The sequence below is a fragment of the Pseudomonas sp. HLMP genome, assembly GCF_046365545.1.
Classification (GTDB): domain Bacteria; phylum Pseudomonadota; class Gammaproteobacteria; order Pseudomonadales; family Pseudomonadaceae; genus Aquipseudomonas; species Aquipseudomonas guariconensis_B.
Window position 1 is genome coordinate 1,589,828 of sequence record NZ_JBDLLR010000001.1, and the last position, 15,251, is coordinate 1,605,078.

17 protein-coding genes are annotated in these 15,251 nt (G+C 65.8%); 7 read left to right on the plus strand and 10 right to left on the minus strand.

From position 1 onward, the window contains the following. Window positions 1-2 precede the first annotated feature (2 nt). The gene (maiA, locus tag ABFA30_RS07535) at window positions 3-635 is read left to right on the plus strand and encodes a maleylacetoacetate isomerase (RefSeq protein ID WP_410045299.1); all 633 of its coding nucleotides are present in this window, start codon (window positions 3-5) and stop codon (window positions 633-635) included. Here the strand turns inward: maiA and ABFA30_RS07540 are convergent. Continuing rightward, the gene (locus tag ABFA30_RS07540; RefSeq protein WP_225789476.1) at window positions 629-1,435 is read right to left on the minus strand and encodes a SirB1 family protein; all 807 of its coding nucleotides are present in this window, start codon (window positions 1,433-1,435) and stop codon (window positions 629-631) included. The genes maiA and ABFA30_RS07540 overlap by 7 nt on opposite strands. Window positions 1,436-1,558: 123 nt before the next feature. Between ABFA30_RS07540 and ABFA30_RS07545 the strand changes: the two genes are divergently transcribed. Beyond that, entirely contained in the window at window positions 1,559-2,578 is a 1,020-nt protein-coding gene (locus tag ABFA30_RS07545) for a Leu/Phe/Val dehydrogenase (RefSeq protein ID WP_225789475.1), read from the plus strand. A gap of 42 nt (window positions 2,579-2,620) precedes the next feature. On the opposite strand, the gene ABFA30_RS07550 is transcribed toward ABFA30_RS07545, so the two are convergent. Then, on the minus strand, window positions 2,621-2,884 hold the full coding sequence (locus tag ABFA30_RS07550) for a YebG family protein (RefSeq protein WP_253079967.1): 264 nt from the start codon (window positions 2,882-2,884) through the stop codon (window positions 2,621-2,623). Window positions 2,885-3,136: 252 nt separating this feature from the next. On the opposite strand from ABFA30_RS07550, the gene ABFA30_RS07555 reads away from it, so the two are divergent. Continuing rightward, the gene (locus ABFA30_RS07555; RefSeq protein WP_225789473.1) at window positions 3,137-3,610 is read left to right on the plus strand and encodes a phosphate-starvation-inducible protein PsiE; all 474 of its coding nucleotides are present in this window, start codon (window positions 3,137-3,139) and stop codon (window positions 3,608-3,610) included. A 75-nt stretch (window positions 3,611-3,685) separates the two neighbouring features. On the opposite strand, the gene ABFA30_RS07560 is transcribed toward ABFA30_RS07555, so the two are convergent. The 5 genes from ABFA30_RS07560 to ABFA30_RS07580 form a co-directional block, all read right to left on the minus strand. Next, a complete protein-coding gene (locus tag ABFA30_RS07560) occupies window positions 3,686-3,988 on the minus strand; it encodes a DUF3509 domain-containing protein (protein ID WP_225789472.1) in 303 nt (100 codons plus the stop codon). 123 nt (window positions 3,989-4,111) lie between these two features. Then, entirely contained in the window at window positions 4,112-4,447 is a 336-nt protein-coding gene (locus ABFA30_RS07565) for an HPF/RaiA family ribosome-associated protein (protein ID WP_225789471.1), read from the minus strand. A 257-nt stretch (window positions 4,448-4,704) separates the two neighbouring features. Then, the gene (gene fecA / locus ABFA30_RS07570; protein ID WP_410045300.1) at window positions 4,705-7,023 is read right to left on the minus strand and encodes a TonB-dependent Fe(3+) dicitrate receptor FecA; all 2,319 of its coding nucleotides are present in this window, start codon (window positions 7,021-7,023) and stop codon (window positions 4,705-4,707) included. 104 nt (window positions 7,024-7,127) lie between these two features. Further along, on the minus strand, window positions 7,128-8,057 hold the full coding sequence (locus ABFA30_RS07575) for a FecR domain-containing protein (RefSeq protein WP_410045301.1): 930 nt from the start codon (window positions 8,055-8,057) through the stop codon (window positions 7,128-7,130). Next, window positions 8,054-8,548, minus strand: a complete 495-nt coding sequence (locus ABFA30_RS07580) for a sigma-70 family RNA polymerase sigma factor (RefSeq protein ID WP_225789468.1) — start codon at window positions 8,546-8,548, stop codon at window positions 8,054-8,056. The genes ABFA30_RS07575 and ABFA30_RS07580 overlap by 4 nt, the downstream gene beginning before the upstream one ends. 196 nt (window positions 8,549-8,744) lie before the next feature. On the opposite strand from ABFA30_RS07580, the gene ABFA30_RS07585 reads away from it, so the two are divergent. The 3 genes from ABFA30_RS07585 to ABFA30_RS07595 are packed head-to-tail and all read left to right on the plus strand — an operon-like array spanning window position 8,745 to window position 10,944. Continuing rightward, the gene (locus ABFA30_RS07585) at window positions 8,745-9,047 is read left to right on the plus strand and encodes a DUF3649 domain-containing protein (RefSeq protein WP_225789467.1); all 303 of its coding nucleotides are present in this window, start codon (window positions 8,745-8,747) and stop codon (window positions 9,045-9,047) included. Next, window positions 9,044-10,618, plus strand: a complete 1,575-nt coding sequence (locus ABFA30_RS07590) for a PepSY-associated TM helix domain-containing protein (RefSeq protein WP_410045302.1) — start codon at window positions 9,044-9,046, stop codon at window positions 10,616-10,618. The genes ABFA30_RS07585 and ABFA30_RS07590 overlap by 4 nt, the downstream gene beginning before the upstream one ends. Continuing rightward, window positions 10,618-10,944, plus strand: coding sequence for a DUF3325 domain-containing protein (locus ABFA30_RS07595; protein WP_253091188.1), 327 nt, complete (start codon window positions 10,618-10,620; stop codon window positions 10,942-10,944). Before ABFA30_RS07590 ends, ABFA30_RS07595 begins: the two co-directional genes overlap by 1 nt. A gap of 39 nt (window positions 10,945-10,983) precedes the next feature. Here ABFA30_RS07595 and ABFA30_RS07600 read toward each other — a convergent pair whose 3' ends face one another. Continuing rightward, window positions 10,984-11,859: a helix-turn-helix domain-containing protein gene (locus ABFA30_RS07600; RefSeq protein ID WP_253091189.1), complete on the minus strand. Its 876-nt coding sequence runs from the start codon at window positions 11,857-11,859 to the stop codon at window positions 10,984-10,986. Between the two features lie 249 nt (window positions 11,860-12,108). Between ABFA30_RS07600 and ABFA30_RS07605 the strand changes: the two genes are divergently transcribed. Continuing rightward, entirely contained in the window at window positions 12,109-13,011 is a 903-nt protein-coding gene (locus ABFA30_RS07605; RefSeq protein ID WP_253091190.1) for a DMT family transporter, read from the plus strand. A gap of 68 nt (window positions 13,012-13,079) precedes the next feature. On the opposite strand, the gene ABFA30_RS07610 is transcribed toward ABFA30_RS07605, so the two are convergent. Together ABFA30_RS07610 and ABFA30_RS07615 are read right to left on the minus strand one after the other, a co-directional pair. Continuing rightward, complete coding sequence (locus ABFA30_RS07610; protein ID WP_225789462.1) at window positions 13,080-14,054, minus strand: 2-hydroxyacid dehydrogenase; 975 nt, start codon at window positions 14,052-14,054, stop codon at window positions 13,080-13,082. Window positions 14,055-14,134: 80 nt separating this feature from the next. Continuing rightward, a complete protein-coding gene (locus ABFA30_RS07615) occupies window positions 14,135-15,082 on the minus strand; it encodes a LysR family transcriptional regulator (protein WP_225789461.1) in 948 nt (315 codons plus the stop codon). Window positions 15,083-15,251: the final 169 nt, after the last annotated feature.

Genomic DNA, 15,251 nt, shown 5'->3' on the forward strand with positions numbered 1-15,251 from the left:
CGATGGAGCTGTTTACCTACTACCGTTCCACCTCCTCGTATCGGGTGCGCATCGCCCTGGCGCTCAAGGGCCTGGATTACCAGGCCCTGCCGGTGAACCTGCTGCAGGGCGAGCAGCACACGGCGGGCTACCTGGCGCTCAATCCCCAGGGCCGCGTGCCGGCCCTGCGTACCGACGGCGGCGCACTGCTGGTGCAGTCGCCGGCGATCATCGAGTACCTGGAAGAGGTTCATCCACAGCCGGCGCTGTTGCCAGCCGATGCCGAGGCGCGCGCCAAGGTACGTGGCGTGGCGGCGATCATTGGCTGCGACATCCACCCGCTGCACAACGTCAGCGTGCTCAAGCAATTGCGCCAGTTGGGCCATGACGAGGCCCAGGTCAACCAGTGGATCGCCCATTGGATTGGCCAGGGTCTGGCAGCTGTCGAGCAGTTGATCGGCGACGAGGGCTTCTGCTTCGGCGACGAGCCTGGGCTGGCGGATGTCTACCTGATCCCGCAGCTGTATGCGGCCGAGCGCTTCAACGTCGACCTCGGCAGCTTCCCGAGGATCCGCCGCGTCGCCGCCCTGGCCGAGGCGCATCCCGCCTTTCTCAAGGCCCACCCTTCCTGCCAGGTGGACACACCGGCTCAGTGAATCGAGCGCTTCGCCGAGGGTAGCTGGGCGAGGCGTTCGCTCAGCTTGAGGCGCTGCACCGGGTCGTCAGTCAGCAGCAGGGCATGCTCCAGGTCGAAGCGTTCGGCCTGGGGGCAGTCCAGATGCTGGTAGAGGGTGGCGCGGGCCAGGTAGTCGTTGACCGTCACCGGCCCCAGTTGCATGACCCGCTCGGCGTCGATCAGCGCGGCCAGGTCGTTGTCGTTGCTGGTGTGCAACTGGCGCAGGTTGCGTGACAGGCGCTGGAGCATCTGCAGGGGGCTGGCCGTGCGCAGGTGCTCGGCGCTCAGCGGCAGGTGCGGGCCGAACTGGCGGGCGAGCAGTTCGCGGCAGTCGGTCGGATACAGGCGCCGTCCGCCGCACGGGTCGAGCAGGTGATCGGCGCCCGGCACGCGCAGCAGGAAGTGGCCGGGAAAGTTCACGCCTTCCAGGGGAATCGACAGGCGCCGGGCCAGCTCCAGGGCGAGGATGGCCAACGGCAGCGGTTGCCCGCGTCGACGCTGCAAGACCTTGTCCATCAAGGCGGCCTGGGGGCGCAGGGGATGGTACTCGTCCTGCTGGAAACCCAGGGCGTTGAGTTGGCGCAGCAGTGGCTGGGCCAGTTCGCCGAGCGGCAGCATCGGCAGGTTGGCGCTGACCTGGCGTTGCAGCTCGTGCAACTGGGCAAGGCCTGCCGCCGGCTCTACCGTCCGGTCATGTTCGGCGGCGATCCACAGGGTCGCCTCCAACAGGGCGACAGGTTCGCGTTCCAGGCAGGCCAGGCAGGCTTGACGTGGGTTCATGGGCATCTCCACACACGCTTATCTTTTAGCCCTGGCGCCGTGATTCGTCCAGTGGTCCGTCAGGGGATCGAGCGTCAAAGAGCTGCCTATACTGGAAAGAGCACCTCTTCGGGGAGCCCGTTGATGTTCGCGCTCATGCAAAGCACCCGCACCCAGTCGCTGCACCTGTGCATCGACCCGCCCACAGGCCTCAAGGCCGTGGTGGCGATCCACAGCGAGCAATTGGGGCCGGCCATGGGCGGTTGCCGCTACCTGCCCTATGCCGATGACGAAAGCGCCATGACCGATGCCATCCGCCTGGCCCAGGGCATGAGCTACAAGGCGGCCCTCGCTGGCTTGCCGCTGGGCGGCGGCAAGGCGGTGATCATGCGCAATCCGCATGTGGAAAACCGCGCGGCATTGTTCGAGGCCTTCGGCCGTTTCGTCGATACCCTGCAAGGGCGGTTCATCACTGCGGTGGACAGCGGCACCTCGACCCTGGACATGGACTGCATCGCCCAGGTCACCCCCCATGTCACCAGCACCACCGCCTCGGGCGATCCTTCGCCCCACGCGGCCATGGGGGTGTTCGCCGGTATCCGCGCCACGTCCGTGGCCCGGCTGGGCAGCGACAACCTCGAAGGCTTGCGGGTGGCGGTGCAAGGGCTGGGTAACGTCGGCTACGCCCTGGCCGAGCAACTGCATGCGGCGGGAGCGGAGCTGCTGGTCAGCGATCTCGACCCGGGGCGGGTGCGTTTGGCCGTGGAGCAGCTGGATGCGCATCCGGTGACCAACGATGCGCTGATCAGCACGCCTTGCGACATCTTCGCGCCTTGTGGCGTAGGGCCGGTGCTCAATGGCCAGAGCGTGATGCAGCTGCGTTGCGCGGCGGTGGCGGGTGCGGCGAACAATCAGTTGACCACGTTGCAGGTGGCTGACCAGTTGGAGAAGCGCGGCATCCTCTATGCGCCTGACTATGTGATCAATGCCGGTGGCCTGATCTACGTAGCGCTGACCCACTGTGGCGAAGACCTGGGCACCATCACCGCGCACCTGGCGCGCATCCCCACCCGGCTGACCGAAGTGTTCGCCCATGCCCAGGCGGAAAAGCGCTCGCCGGCGCGGGTGGCGCAGATGCTGGCGGAGCGGTTGCTTTACGGGTGAGTTCCGGGGCTGCCGTGGGGCAGCCCCAAGCGACGGTGAGGCTTACTCGCCCCCACTACTTTCGAGCAACTCCCCCAGCGCATCCGGCTGGTTCTTGAACGCCCGGGCGAACACATCACGATGCCTGGCCATGTAGATACCGGCTTCCTCGACCTGCTGCTCGCTCAGCGAAGGCACCGCCTTGTGCAACACCTCGGCCAGGCGTTCGGCCAGCTCGAGCATCTTGTCGTGACGATCTGCTTCAGCCTTATCCATGAACAAGCGCTCCGGGTCTCGGCTGCTGCGGTACACCACTTCGACGGCCATTCATCACCTCTGTGCCTTTTGCTGTTGGGGTTACTGGTTAACTGTATTTATATACAGTATCCGTTTCAGCCGCCTCGTTGCAACCACGATGATGGCTTTTCATCTCCAAGGCATTCGGCAAAAGCGTAGCCCACAGGTGCCTTGCGGCAATCGGTCGCCTTCCAAGACCAGGGCCTGGCCCTTTAACTGCATGGCACAAGCGTCACAGGCGTGGCGCATCATCCTTCAGGTCGTATCGGGGAATCGAACATCGTGAACATCAAATGGGCTGAAAAGCTGCGCAAGGGCCTGCATGGCTCCGCCGACTCGCTGGGCAACCTGTGCGTCGAGTCGTTCCACTACCTGGCGTTGTTCGGTATCGGTGGCATCACCGCCTACGCGGCGCTGATGACCTTCCTGGACATGCTGGGCAAGGGCGGGGTGAGCGTGGACGACATCCTGCTGCTGTTCATCTACCTGGAGCTCGGCGCCATGGTGGGGATCTACTTCAAGACCAACCACATGCCGATCCGCTTCCTGCTCTACGTGGCGATCACCGCGCTGACCCGCCTGCTGATCGGCGATGTCTCGCACCACAAGGCGCCGGATGCGGGCCTGTTGTACCTGTGCGGGGGCATCCTGCTGCTGGCGTTTTCCATCCTGGTGGTGCGCTATGCCTCGTACCGCTACCCCTCCACCCGGGTGATCGATGCCAGTGGCAAGGACCTGGACGACGGCAAGGTCTGAGTTTCTGCCCAGGAGCGGTGGATGTACCGGCGGGGGTTCGAAGCACAATGTGCGCAGGCGCTTCGGCTGGCAGCGCTAGCGGGCGATATTGCTGGGCTGCCAGGCGATACCACGGCGGGTGCCGCCTTCGGTCAGCGCGGCGAGGACTTCCATGACGCTATGGCCCTGCTCGATGGCCAGGCCCAGGCGGATGCTGTCGATGAGCCGCTGCAGGCGTACCGGGTCGTTGCGCTGGGCCTCGGTGATCAGCCGCTTGGCGACCACGCCGCTGTCGTCGGAGAGGGTCAGCATGATGCTGCCGTCCAGGCGTTCGATGCTCAGGTTGACCCGGTATCGGGGGGCGAAGGCGTCGCTGATCTGGTCGAAGGGGTTGTTCATGGTCGGTGTCTGCGAATGAATGTCTGCAGGAATTGACCGGGTGAGCGGGAGGTTGGTTCAGGGCCTTCGATCGGCGGGAACGAAAACGCCCGGTGCGGGCACCGGGCGTCGAGGGCTACAGGGTTACTCGGGCTGGATCACCGAGCGGCGGCTGCGCAGCTTGCCGTAGAAGTGCTCCAGCGCATTGTTCAGCTTGCTGGCGGCACCATCGACCGCCTGGTCCAGCGAGGCGGCGGTGTGGGTCACGGAAATCGGTTGATGGCCTTTCGGGCGAGCCTCCATCTGGCAGCGTTTGTCCTGGGGGCCGGGCTTGGCGCCGTTCTCGTCGCGCAGGTGGACCTCGATGCGGGTGAGGTCGTCCTCGTAGCGTTCGAGCGTGCTTTCCAGCGTGCTGCGGACCCACTCGTTGAGCCGGATGTTGCCTTGGAGGTGATTGCTGCTGTTGACCTGGATTTGCATGATTCAATCCTTATTCAGCTTGCTCGCGTGGAGGCGTGCCTAGGCCACTGAGGCCCTTGGAATTTCTTCGCCTCTTGACTGTAAAGTCAGGCAATGGCGAAACGAATTCAAGCCCTTCTGCAAAATAAATTTCCTGTTGCAAATTCGGGTGGAGGGGGTGGGTTCGCTCTGGGCTGGTCGGTCGGGACTTTCCATTGCCACTTGGGGCTGCAAAGCAGCCCCAAGACTCGAAGCACTATTCAACTGACCCGTCGTCTTCAGAACGCCACGGACGTTTGCACATACACCGTCCGCGGTTCCCCCACGTACTTGCCCTTGTTGTTGTCATCGAACGAGCGGGTGTAGTACTCGCGGTTGAACAGGTTCTTCACCCCCACCGCCACCTTCAGGTTCGACAACTGCGGCCCGAAGTCATACCCGGCGCGGGTGCTGACCAGCATGTAGCCGGGGATGCGCCCGGTGCTGCCGTCGGCGCTTTCGCTGCCGGTGTTGGCGTTGTCGGCGTACTGGCTGCTCTGGAAGCTGCTGTCCAGGTTCAACTGCCATGGGCCCTCGGTGTAGCCGATACCCAGGGTGCCCTTGTGCCGCGAGGAGAACGGCACCTGGTTGCCCTTGTTCGGCCCGTCCTCGCGGATCGTGGCGTCGACGAAGGCGTAGCTGGCGTGCACATCGAAGCCGGCCAGTGCCGGGTTCAGGCCGTCGAGGGCATAGCGCACGCTGGTCTCGATGCCCTGGTGGCGGGTTTCGCCGCGGGCGATCACCGAGTCGTTGGTCTGGTTGCTTTCGTACTGGTTGTCGAAGTTGATCAGGAAGGCGCCGATCTCTGCCTGCAGGTCACCGTTGTCGTAGCGGGTGCCGACTTCCCAGGTGCGCGCTTTTTCCGGCTTGACCTCGCCGCTGCTGACCCGGTTGGGCATCTGGCTGTACTGCACGCTGCCGAAGGAGCCTTCGGTGTTGGCGTAGAGGTTCCAGATGTCGGTCAGGTGGTACATCACGTTCAGCGCTGGCAGGGCGGTGTTGTAGCTGCCTTGGTAACGCTCGCCGGTAAGCTTGTTGCTCTGCTCGGAGTCGATCATCTCGTAGCGGATGCCTGGGGTGATGGTCCAGCGGCCGATGTCGATGCGATCGTCCAGGTAGATCGCGTGGGCCTCGGTGCTGCCACGGGTATCGCGGTCGTTGCGGCTGGCGGTGGTCGGCAGATCACCGTTGATCGGCTCGCGGAAGCGCAGCTCGTGGCCGGCTTCGTTGACGTAGCGGTAGCCGATGCCCAGCTCGTGCCAGCTGTCGCCCAGGGCCAGGCCTTGCGAGAAGCGGGTCTCGATGCCGCGCACCCAGTATTCGCGTGGCGACAGCGAAACGAAGCTGCCCTGGTCGAGGTAGCCGCTGCGCAGGGTCTTGGTGAAGAAGCTGTTGACGCTGAACTGGCGGTCGTCCTGCTTGTAGTCGTAGCCGACATTGACCAGCGTACGGCGGCCCCAGAACTTGTCCTGCAGGCGTGTCGACTGGTACGGGTCGGCGTCGAAGTCGGCTGTGCTCAGGCCGCCGGGCATGTCGGCCTCGCCCTCGTAGTACTGGGCCATGGCGTGCAGGCTGTTGGCCTCGTCGAGCTGCAGCTTGCCCTTGAGGATCAGGTCGTCGATCTGCGTGTCGCTGTGCTCGCGCCAGTCGCCGCCGCGGGTGCCGGAGTACAGCAGGGCGCCGCCCAGGCCGTTGTCGTGGGTGCCGCCGACCAGCAGGTTGGCGCTGTTCTTGAAGCCGTCGTGGCTCGACGAGGGGCTGATCTGGTTCTGCATGGCGGCCTTGAAGGTCGCTTGCTCCGGGATCGCCCGGGTCACGAAGTTGACGATGCCACCGACGTTCTGCGGCCCGTAGCGCACCGCGCCGCCGCCGCGTACCACATCCACCGCGTCCATGTTGCCCAGGCTGATCGGTGCCAGCGACAGCTGTGGCTGGCCGTAGGGGGCGAAGGGGACCGGGATGCCATCCATCAGCACGGTCGAGCGCGAGGCCAGGCGTGGGTTGAGGCCGCGGATGCCGAAGTTCAGCGCCAGGTCGTGGCTGCCCGTGCCGTTGTTTTCCGGTGCGTTCACCCCCGGGATGCGGTTGAGCACTTCACGGGCGGTGCTGGCGCCGTTGCGCTCGAAGTCTTCGCGGCGCACCACGTCGCGGGCGCCGGGGTGTTCGAAGACGTTGTCCTGGCGCGCTTCGGCCAGCCAGTCACCGACCACGGTCGAGGCGCTCAACTCCACGGGCGCACCGGCGGCGGCCGGTTGCAGGCTGTAGGCGTTGTCGGCTTCCTGGCGTGCCTGCAGGCCACTGCCGCGCAGCAACGTATCGAGGCCCTGGCGTACATCGTATTCGCCCTCCAGGCCTGGGCTCTGCAGGCCTTGGGTCAGGTGCGAACCGAAGCTGATCAGCGCGCCGCTCTCGCGGCCGAACTGGTTGAGGGCATCTTCCAGGGCGCCGGCGGCGATGTGGTAGGCGCGGGCATCGGCGGCCTGGATGGTAGGTACGGTGAGGCCCAGGGCGGTGGCGAGCAACAAGGCCTGGACGAGGGGGCTGGGACGAAACAGCATGCGAGTGGTCCTTGAGAAGGGGGGGCTGCCTTCTCTGTCACGCGAGCCTTTGAAAATGGCTCAGGGGAATTGCAATTTTTTTCCGGGTTTCGCTTGGCGGCGGGTCAACCGATTCGCGGCTCCACCTTCACCCAGTAGCGGGTAAACCGCTTGACCCGTACCGGCAACGCCACTTCCAGCATCTCCAGGATCCGTTCACTGTCGTCCAACGGATACGACCCGGAGATCCGCAGCTCAGCCACCTGGTCGCTGCACCCCAGTTGCCCGTGCCGATAGCGCCCGAGCTCGGCGAGAAAGTCCGCCAGACGCATGTGCGAGGCCACCAGCATGCCGTCGACCCAGGCTCCGATATTGCGGTTCAGCGGTGCAATGTCATGCCAACCACCGTTGGCGAACCTGGCCTGTTGACCGGCCAGCAACGCTTGCCCGGCCAGGCTCGCCGAGCCACTGAACACCGAGACCAGGCTGAAGTCGGCGAACTGCCGTACGTTGAAACGCCCCTGCGTCAGTTGCAGCGCACCCTCGCCAGTGCGTAGCAGCAAGGGGCGCGGGTCCTTGGCCACCTGCAATTGCACTTCACCTTCGAGCAGGCGCACCTGCCGTTGCTGGCCATCGAAACGTACGTCGGCGGCGCTGCGAGTGTTGAGCTGCAACAGGCTGCCGTCGTCCAGGTGCATCCGCCGGCGCTGGCCGACCGGGCTACGGTAGTCGGCCATCAGCCCTGGCAGGGGATTGTGCTGTCGCAAGCCCAGCCCCGTGGCACTGGCCACGCCGACCAGCAACAGCGCCTTGAGCGCTCGCCGCCGCGCCGGAGAGGGTGGCGCCTGCAGCGTGGCGTGCACCACCGGCGAGGCCACCCCGCGCAAGCGTTGGTTGACCTGCTGGATATGCGCCCAGGCGCGCTGGTGCTCGTGGTCGGCCTGCAGCCAGCGTTCCAGGGTCTGCTGCTGGGCCAGGTCGAAGTCCTCGCCCTGGGACTCGATCAGCCAGTGCACGGCCTGCTCGGCCACCTGTGGGGAGAAGCTGGTGTTCATAGCGCGAAGTAGCAGCGCAGGGCTGCCTTGTTCAGGTAGCGCTTGACCGTGGCCAGCGAGATGCCCAGCTCACGGGCGATGTCGGCCTGGCCCAGGCCATCGACCTGGGCCAGCAGGAAGGCCCGTTTGACCAGCGGAGGCAGGCCGTCGAGCAGGCGATCGAGTTCCAGCAGGGTCTCGAAGATGAGTGCCTTCTGCTCCTCGCTCGGCGCCACCTCTTCGGGAACCTCGGCCAAGGCCTGGAGATAGGCACGCTCCAGCTCCTGGCGGCGAAAGTGGTTGCACAGCACGCGCTTGGCCACGGTGACGAGGAAGGCGCGCGGCTCGACCAACTGGGGCGCTTCGCGGGCCTGTAGCAGGCGCACGTAGGTGTCCTGGGCGAGGTCCGCGGCGCTCTGCGGGCAGCCCAGGCGGCGGCGCAGCCAACCGGTCAGCCAGTTGTGATGGGCGTGGTAGAGGCCTTCGACCGTGGAAGAGAGGGCGCTGGGCACCGATGCGACTCCGGCGCCTTTCGACGCATCTGCAAGTAAGAATTGTTCGCATTGTATTCGGGCAGGGCGGTGCAGGGCAATCGCTGCCGATGCCATGCGGGGCAAAGCCCCCGCAAACCCAAGGCATCGCCCAGGCTTTGCCTATGAGAATTGAAATCATTACTATTGAGCCCCCGATGCTTCCCGGACCGCCGCCATGAAAAGCAAAGCCGGCCTGCCCCTGGCCTATCGACTGGCCGTGACCTCGCGCAGCCTGGCCGCCTTGCTGGGCGGCTACCTGCTGGCCTCCATGGCGAGCGTGTGCATCTCGCTGCTGGCGCCGATGCGCCAGGTCGATGCGGCCTTGACCGGCATGATGCTGTCGTTCCTGTTCTACCTGCTGGCCTTCATCTGGTGCTTCGCCTGCCGTAGCGCCGCACGTGCCTGGCTGGGCGTACTGCTGCCGAGCCTGGTGCTGGGGGCGATCAACGGGCTGGCCTACTGGATGAAAAACCCATGAAAGAGGGCTTCCGCCAGGCCATGGCCTGGCTGCACACCTGGACCGGCCTGATCTTCGGCTGGCTGTTGTTCGCCATCTTCCTCACCGGGACGCTGTCGTACTTCAAGGAGGAGATCAATCACTGGAGCCAGCCGGAAATCCACAGCCATCCGCTCGATTCGATGGCGAGCCTGGGCCTGGCCCAGCGCTACCTGGAAACCAACGCTGGCAATGCCGGCAGCTGGTTCATCCGCCTGCCCAACGCGCGCGAGGCGGCGCTGAGCGTCAATTGGCGCGACAGGGACGCCGGCGGGCGCCGTGGCTTCACCGGCAAGTCGCTGGACGCCCAAAGCGGCCAGGAGGTCGAGGCCCGCGACAGCCGCGGCGGCGAATTCTTCTACCGCTTTCACTTCCAACTGGAGATGCCCTATCCCTGGGGCCGCTGGTTGTCGACCTTCTGCGCCTTCATCATGCTGCTGGGCCTGGTCACCGGCATCATCACCCACAAGAAGATCTTCAAGGAGTTCTTCACCTTCCGCCCGGGCAAGGGGCAGCGCTCATGGCTCGATGGCCACAACGCCATCGGCGTGCTGGTGCTGCCGTTCCACCTGATGATCAGCTACAGCAGCCTGGTGCTTTTCATGTACCTGGTGATGCCGGCCGGCATCCTGGCCAGCTATGGCAGCCCCAACGGCTATTTCAACGACCTCTTCGGGCGCGACGAGCCGCCGAAGCTGGCCGGTGTCGCGGCGCCGCTGGTGCCGCTGCCGAGTCTGTATGCCAAGGTCCAGGAGCGGGTACCGGGCGCGCGCATCGGTTACATCCAAGTGCAGAACCCCGGCGACGCCAATGCCCGCGTGACCTTCACCCAGGCCTCGGCAGATAACGTGGCCTACAAGCGCAGCGCCAACTGGACCTTCGACGGCGCCAGCGGCGAGCTGCTGAGCCAGGGTGCGCCGGAAAGCGCGGCGATGATGACCTCCTTCACCCTGGTCGGGCTGCACATGGGCAACTTCGCCGGGCCCTGGTTGCGCTGGTTGTACTTCGTCTTCGGCGTGGCTGGTACGGCGGTGATCGGTACCGGGCTGGTGATGTGGCTGGGCAAACGCCAGCTCAAGCATGCCAAGAGCGCGCACATGCCGGCTGAGCTGCGCCTGGTCGAAGTGCTCAACATCGCCAGCATGAGTGGCCTGATGCTTGGCGTGGCAGCGTTCTTCTGGGCCAACCGCCTGCTGCCGGTGGCCCTGCAGGGGCGTGCCGACTGGGAGGTCAATGCCTTCTTCCTGGCCTGGGCGCTGTCGCTGGTCCACGCGCTGCTGCGCCCGGGGCGCCGGGCCTGGGGCGAGCAGTTGGGGCTGGGGGCGTTGGCGTTTGCTTTGTTGCCGCTGCTCAATGGCCTGAGCACTGGCCAGGGCCTGGATCATTCGATCGCCGTGGGCGACTGGGCCATGGCCGGCTTCGACCTCACCGCGCTGGCCACCGGCCTGTTCCTCGCCTGGGCTGCCAGCAAGATGCTGCGCACGCCCAAACCCACTGCCAAGCGTGCGCCGCGCGCGGCCAAGTCCGCCGGCGATACGGCGCAGGTGAATTGATGTTGAGTATTGCCTTGATCGGTTTCGCCGGTTTTGCCGCCCTTTGCCTGGCCATGGAAAAGCACTTCAACGACCTGCTGGGGCGCAAGCCCGGTGCCCAGCTGGTGCGTGCTCTACGCATCGGCGGTTGGGTGCTGCTGGCGCTGTCGCTGGTGCTCGCGGTGCACCTGCGCGGCTGGGCGCTGGGCCTGGTGGAATGGATCGCGGTGCTGATGGCCGGGGTGACCCTGTGGGTCTTCGGCCTGCCGTACCAGCCGCGCCTGCTGCTGGGGCTGGCTGCGGCGAGCCTGGTGCTGGGGCCGCTGCTGGCTGTCCTGGCTGTCTAAGCTGTTCAACTGCCATTTGGGTAGCGGCCCCAATGCTGACTAATTCGAGAAAGCGGCCCGGTATTCGCCGGGCGTCGCCCCCAGCACCTGGCGGAAGCGGTTGCTGAAGTGGCTGGCGCTGGCGAAGCCGCAGAGCAGGGCGACCTGGCCCAGCGGCAACTGGCCCAGGCGCAGCAACTGGCAGGCGTGGTGCAGGCGGCGGGCCAGCAGGTACTGGTGTGGCGGCAGGCCGAAGCTGCTGCGGAACATGCGGGCGAAGTGGTACTCGGAGAGATTGCAGCGCAGGGCCAGCTCGCCGAGGGTGATGGGCTGGTCCAGGTGCGCCTCGATGTAATCGACCAGTTGCCGGCGCTGGTGTGGCGCCAGCCCGCCTTTCAGGCGCACGCCCTGGCGCAGGCCGGCCTGGCAGAGCACCGCGTGGTCGATGACCTCGTGGGCCAGGCTGCTGGCCAGCAGGCGCTCGCCGGGTTCGCTCCAGTCCAGGGCGATCAGTTGGCGGAAGCGCCGGGCTTGCTGCGGATCGTCGAGGAAGGTCGCCTCTTGCAACTGCATCTCGCGTGGTTCGCGATCGAGCAGGCGGATGCAGCCGAGGGCGAACTGTTCTTCGCTGATGTACAGGTGCGCCAGGCGGATCGGGCCATTGACCACCCAGTTCGACTCGTGGCCGGCAGGCATGATGCACAGTTTGTCCGGCGCGCCCTTGTCGGCCGGGCGCTGGCGGCGAAAGGTGCCGGTGCCGTCGGCGATGTAGCACGACAGGGTATGGTGGCTGGGGGCCAGGTAGTCGCGGGCGTCGTCGCGGTTGCGCCACAGGGCTGCAGCCAGCCCGTCGCCCAGTTGCGCGCTCAGTTCCAGGCGGGCATGGGGCGAGGCGTGCATGGCATTGAAGACGTGCAGCTGGGTCAGTGGGGTCATCGGCGCTTCCTCTCGATGCCATCCTACTGCGACGACCTCGGGCTGGCAGCCCCTGACGCTGCAAAAGCGCAAGTTTGTGCAAGCGTGGCGACGGAGGGGGAGGGGAGACTGTAAGTCCTGGCGAGGGCTGTGCCCTCGATCGCGGGCAAGCCCGCTCCCACAGGGAACGCGTCGCTCTCGACGGCGTGGGGGCGGCGTGTCTTGCGGTGTGCCGGGCACCGACTTCGCTATGCCCGAGGAATTGCTGCCATGAACCTATCGCTGTACCTGCTCACCGTCTTGATCTGGGGCACCACCTGGATCGCCTTGAAGCTGCAACTGGGCGTGGTCGCCATCCCGGTGTCGATCGTCTACCGCTTCGCCCTGGCCGGGTTGATCCTATTCGCCATCCTCCTGCTGACCCGCCGCCTGCAACCGATGGATCGACGTGGCCACCTGGTCTGCCTGGCCCAGGGCCTGTGCCTGTTCTGCGTCAATTTCATGTGCTTTCTCACCGCCAGCCAGTGGATCGCCAGCGGCCTGATCGCCGTGGTGTTCTCCACCGCGACCTTGTGGAACGCATTGAATGCGCGGGTTTTCTTCGGCCAGCGCATCGCGACCAATGTGCTCGGCGGCGGCGCCCTGGGGCTGCTCGGCCTGGGGCTGCTGTTCTGGCCGGAGCTGTCCGGCCATGCGGCCAGCCGCCAGACCCTGTACGGCCTGGGCCTGGCGTTGTTCGGCACCTTGTGCTTCTCGGCGGGCAACCTGCTTTCCAGCCTGCAGCAGAAGGCCGGCCTCAAGCCCATGACCACCAATGCCTGGGGCATGGTCTATGGGGCGGCGATGCTGTCGGTGTATTGCCTGTTCAGTGGCATTCCGTTCGCCATGGAGTGGAATGCACGCTACATCGGTTCGTTGCTGTACCTGGTGATCCCGGGTTCGGTGATCGGCTTCACCGCCTACCTGACCCTGGTGGGCCGCATGGGGCCGGAGCGGGCGGCCTATTGCACGGTGCTGTTCCCGCTGGTGGCGCTGAACGTGTCGGCCTTTGCCGAGGGCTATCAGTGGACGCCGCCGGCACTGCTGGGGTTGGTGGCGGTGATGGCGGGCAACGTGCTGGTGTTTCGCAAGCCAAGGGCCAAGGCGCCTGCAGCGGTGGTTACGGTCAAGTAGTGCTGCGTTGCCTGTGCGGCCCTATCGCCGGCTTGCCAGCGATAGGGCCTGAGTGGTCAACCCATCGATCAGTGTTTCCACACCTGCGGGTTCACCAGGTCCTGTGGCCGCTTGCCCAGCAGCGCCGCACGCAGGTTGTCCATCGCCCGGTTGGCCATGGCGTCGCGGGTCTCGGCGGTGGCCGAGCCGACGTGCGGCAGGGTCAGGGCGTTGGGCAGGCTGAACAGCGGCGACTCGGCCAGCGGTTCGCGCTCGTACACATCCAGCCCGGCGCCACGGAGGGTGCCGTCTTGCAGGGCCTCGACCAGCGCTGCTTCGTCCACCACCGGCCCGCGGGAGATGTTGACCAGGAAGGCGCTGGGCTTCATCAGCTTCAGCTCGCGCGCGCCGATCAGCTTGCGCGTGGCATCGGACAGCGGCACTACCAGGCAGACGAAATCGGCTTCGCCGAGCAGTTGCTCCAGGCTGCGGTACTGGGCACCGAGCTCCTGTTCCAGGGCCGGCTTGCGGCTGTTGCCGCTGTACAGCACTTGCATGCCGAAGCCGAAGCGGCCACGGCGGGCGATGGCCGCGCCGATGTTGCCCAGGCCAACGATGCCCAAGGTCTTGCCGTACACGTCGCTGCCGAACTGGGCTGGGCCCACGGTGGCTCGCCACTGGCCGGCCTTGGTCCAGGCGTCCAGCTCGGCGACCCGGCGGGCGCACCCCATGATCAGGGCGAAGCCCAGGTCGGCGGTGCTTTCGGTGAGCACGTCGGGGGTGTTGGTCAGGGCGATGCCGCGTTCGTTGAAATAGGCCAGGTCGTAGTTGTCGTAGCCCACCGAGATGCTGGAGACCACCTCGAGCTTCGCCGCCCCTTCGAGCTGCGCACGGCCCAGCTTGCGGCCGACGCCGATCAGGCCGTGGGCCTCGGGCAGGGCTTCGTTGAACTGGGCGGCGATGTCGCCGAGCTTGGGGTTGGGCACGATCACGTTGAAGTCTTGCTGCAGGCGCTCGGCCATGGCCGGGGTGATGCGGCTGAAGGCCAGGACGGTCTTTTTCATCGGGCTACTTCTCTGCAAGGCGGGGAGGGCAGTTTCGGACTTCGGACTTCGGGCTGCAAGCTTGCAGCTTGCGGCCCCCGTCAGTTGGCGATCAAAAGCTCGTGGGTCTTCAGGTCGGCCTCGTGCGCCGCGAGGATCTCGGGCAGGGAATTGCGCAGGTACTCGACCCAGGTCTTGATCTTGGCATCCAGGTACTGGCGCGAAGGGTAGATCGCGTACAGGTTCAGCTCCTGCAGCCGGTAGTCGGGCATGATCCGCACCAGGCTGCCGTCGCGCAGGCCGTCTATGGCCGAGTAGATCGGCAGCACGCCCACGCCCATGCCGCTGCGGATCGCGGTCTTCATGGCGTCGGCGGAGTTCACCTGGAACGGCGAGGTGGTGATGTTGACCATCTCCTGGCCTTCCGGGCCGTTGAACAGCCACTTCTCCAGGGGGATCACGGGGCTGACCATGCGCAGGCAGGCATGCTGGAGCAGGTCGGCCGGCTTGTGGGCGATGCCGTGCCTGGCCACGTATTCCGGGGAGGCGCAGACGATGCTGTAGGTGATCCCCAGGCGCTGCGAAACGAAACCGGAGTCCGGCAGCTCGCTGGCCAGCACGATGGACACGTCGTAGCCCTCGTCGAGCAGGTCCGGTACGCGGTTGGCCATGGTCAGGTCGAAGGTCACGTCCGGGTGCGACTCGCGGTAGCGGGCGATGGCATCGACCACGAAATGCTGGCCGACCCCGGTCATCGAGTGCACCTTCAACTGCCCGGCCGGGCGGGCGTGGGCGTCGCTGGCCTCGGCTTCGGCCTCCTCGACGAAGGTCAGGATCTGCTCGCAGCGCATCAGGTAACGCTTGCCGGCCTCGGTGAGGGCGATGCGCCGGGTGGTGCGGTTGAGCAGCCGGGTTTGCAGATGGGCTTCCAGGTTGGAGACCGCCCGCGAGACGTTCGCGGTGGTCGTATCCAGTTGCGCGGCGGCAGCGGTGAAGCTGCCGAGCTGGGCCACGCAACTGAAAGCACGCATGTTTTGCAGGGTGTCCATGGGTCACTCTCAAGGTAGAGGACAAAATTGTGACATGAAGTAACCTAAACGGTCTTCCGACTAAAGCCGGATTATCGCTGTTTTGGTAACAAAGATTCGCAGGAATATGCGCTTATCGCCAGTGCGAGCGCCCCCTAGAATTGCCCGGCCTCATCCACCTCATCCGGGA

Excerpts from the sequence above, each read along its gene's own strand:
- maiA (WP_410045299.1), top strand. The coding sequence starts at position 3 with ATGGAGCTGTTTACCTACTACCGTTCCACCTCCTCGTATCGGGTGCGC.
- ABFA30_RS07540 (WP_225789476.1), bottom strand. The coding sequence starts at position 1,435 with ATGAACCCACGTCAAGCCTGCCTGGCCTGCCTGGAACGCGAACCTGTC.
- ABFA30_RS07545 (WP_225789475.1), top strand. The coding sequence starts at position 1,559 with ATGTTCGCGCTCATGCAAAGCACCCGCACCCAGTCGCTGCACCTGTGC.
- ABFA30_RS07550 (WP_253079967.1), bottom strand. The coding sequence starts at position 2,884 with ATGGCCGTCGAAGTGGTGTACCGCAGCAGCCGAGACCCGGAGCGCTTG.
- ABFA30_RS07560 (WP_225789472.1), bottom strand. The coding sequence starts at position 3,988 with ATGAACAACCCCTTCGACCAGATCAGCGACGCCTTCGCCCCCCGATAC.
- ABFA30_RS07565 (WP_225789471.1), bottom strand. The coding sequence starts at position 4,447 with ATGCAAATCCAGGTCAACAGCAGCAATCACCTCCAAGGCAACATCCGG.
- fecA (WP_410045300.1), bottom strand. The coding sequence starts at position 7,023 with ATGCTGTTTCGTCCCAGCCCCCTCGTCCAGGCCTTGTTGCTCGCCACC.
- ABFA30_RS07575 (WP_410045301.1), bottom strand. The coding sequence starts at position 8,057 with ATGAACACCAGCTTCTCCCCACAGGTGGCCGAGCAGGCCGTGCACTGG.
- ABFA30_RS07585 (WP_225789467.1), top strand. The coding sequence starts at position 8,745 with ATGAAAAGCAAAGCCGGCCTGCCCCTGGCCTATCGACTGGCCGTGACC.
- ABFA30_RS07590 (WP_410045302.1), top strand. The coding sequence starts at position 9,044 with ATGAAAGAGGGCTTCCGCCAGGCCATGGCCTGGCTGCACACCTGGACC.
- ABFA30_RS07595 (WP_253091188.1), top strand. The coding sequence starts at position 10,618 with ATGTTGAGTATTGCCTTGATCGGTTTCGCCGGTTTTGCCGCCCTTTGC.
- ABFA30_RS07600 (WP_253091189.1), bottom strand. The coding sequence starts at position 11,859 with ATGACCCCACTGACCCAGCTGCACGTCTTCAATGCCATGCACGCCTCG.
- ABFA30_RS07605 (WP_253091190.1), top strand. The coding sequence starts at position 12,109 with ATGAACCTATCGCTGTACCTGCTCACCGTCTTGATCTGGGGCACCACC.
- ABFA30_RS07610 (WP_225789462.1), bottom strand. The coding sequence starts at position 14,054 with ATGAAAAAGACCGTCCTGGCCTTCAGCCGCATCACCCCGGCCATGGCC.
- ABFA30_RS07615 (WP_225789461.1), bottom strand. The coding sequence starts at position 15,082 with ATGGACACCCTGCAAAACATGCGTGCTTTCAGTTGCGTGGCCCAGCTC.